The sequence below is a fragment of the Streptomyces sp. T39 genome, assembly GCF_008042045.1.
In the GTDB taxonomy this organism is placed as follows: Bacteria; Actinomycetota; Actinomycetes; order Streptomycetales; family Streptomycetaceae; genus Streptomyces.
The window spans coordinates 1-1,608 of sequence record NZ_RDBP01000221.1 but is presented as its reverse complement, the minus strand read 5'-3'; the positions used below and the strand labels follow the sequence as shown (position 1 = coordinate 1,608).

General features: G+C 71.7%; 1 pseudogene. It reads left to right on the top strand.

Annotation, left to right across the window (positions count from 1 at the left end):
• Positions 1 to 101: 101 nt before the first annotated feature.
• Positions 102 to 1,608: pseudogene (locus EAO77_RS37305) on the top strand (hypothetical protein); the annotation flags it as partial.

Here is a 1,608-nt window from a genome sequence, read left to right as displayed (position 1 = left end):
CGTTCAAGTCGCCGAAGGATCCGAAGCGTCCGAAGCCCGCGCCGAGGACCCCGCTGTCTCTCGGCGGCGGCCGCGGCACCGGTGCGACGCCGGTGCCGGGTGTGTCCGGCCGCGGCGGGAAGCAGTCGACGAACCGGGGCGGGCTCGGCAGCCTGCTGACGTCCCGGCCGAACCAGAACGGCGGCAGTCGTCAGCAGCCCGGTACCCCGGGCAAGCACACGCCGAAGAACCAGCCGGCCCCGAAGTCGAGCGGTGCGACGAACACGCGGACGCCGAAGCTGCCCCGGCAGAGGCCGACGGCCGGCCCCGGCGGCGCCACGGGCGCTGGTAGCGGGAAGCACCGCAAGAACACCCCCGCGAACAGCGGCGGGAAGGCGGGTCTCCTGTCACGCATCAAGTCCCGCAAGACCCCCACCCCCGCGCCGCGTACCTCCGGCCCGGCCGGTACGCCCACCGCCGCGACGCCCGCAGCCAAGGGTCCCGTCAAGACGCTCACCGGCAAGACCAGCACCCTCAACAAGCTCCGCAAGGCCGCACGCAAGAACGCCACCCAGACCGCACCCCGCACTCCGAAGTCGAAGCACCTCAAGCCGAAGACTGTCCTCACCCCCAACCGGAAGAAGGCCAAGAACGCGGGGAAGGCCCCGCAGCTGAAGCCGACCCGGAACATGAACCGCATGCGGCGCGTCAGCTACCTGACCGGCGTCAAGCTCCGCAAGCACACCAGCCGCAAGACCCGCCTGCGTATCCGCAAGGTCATCAGCCCCGCCCGCCGTACCGCCCGCGCGGCAAGCCGGCTGCTGTCTCCGCCGCTCGCCCGCGCCTGGCGCTACAGTTCCCGCCTCTTCCTCCAGGCGTACACGATCTGCGGCACCGTCAGGTACTCCACCAGCGGCCCGAACTGGATGCGGCCCCTCGCCAAGGCCCTCCACATCATCTACCGGCCTGCCGCCCTGCTCGTTGCAGCATCCGGCACCTGGGGCTGGCTGAACCGCTGGATGTACACGCACACCTCCGGCGCCCAGGCCGTTGACCTTGAAGTTTTCGCGGGTGGTGGCGCCGGCCTGGGCGACGACGGCGCCGATGGCGGCCTGGAGGTCGGACAGGGCGCGGAGGGTGGCCTCGTAGCCGACCATGTTCTCCGCCGGGTTGCTGATGAGCATGGCGCCGGCCTGCTGGACGGCGTCGACGGCCTGCTCGAGGGGGGCGGCGTACTCGGACACGAGGGCTCCTGTGGTGACGGGGCTGTTGATGGTGGAGTGGTCGGTGGGCGGGTTGAAGGGGACGCCGGTGAAGCCGGTCCAGTCGCCGTGCTCGCCGGCCGGGGCGTCGGGGTCGGCGGCCGCGCCAGCGGGGGTGGTGCGGGCGGTGACCAGGTCAACGGCCTGGGCGCCGGAGGTGTGCGTGTACATCCAGCGGTTCAGCCAGCCCCAGGTGCCGGATGCTGCAACGAGCAGGGCGGCAGGCCGGTAGATGATGTGGAGGGCCTTGGCGAGGGGCCGCATCCAGTTCGGGCCGCTGGTGGAGTACCTGACGGTGCCGCAGATCGTGTACGCCTGGAGGAAGAGGCGGGAACTGTAGCGCCAGGCGCGGGCGAGCGGCGGAGAC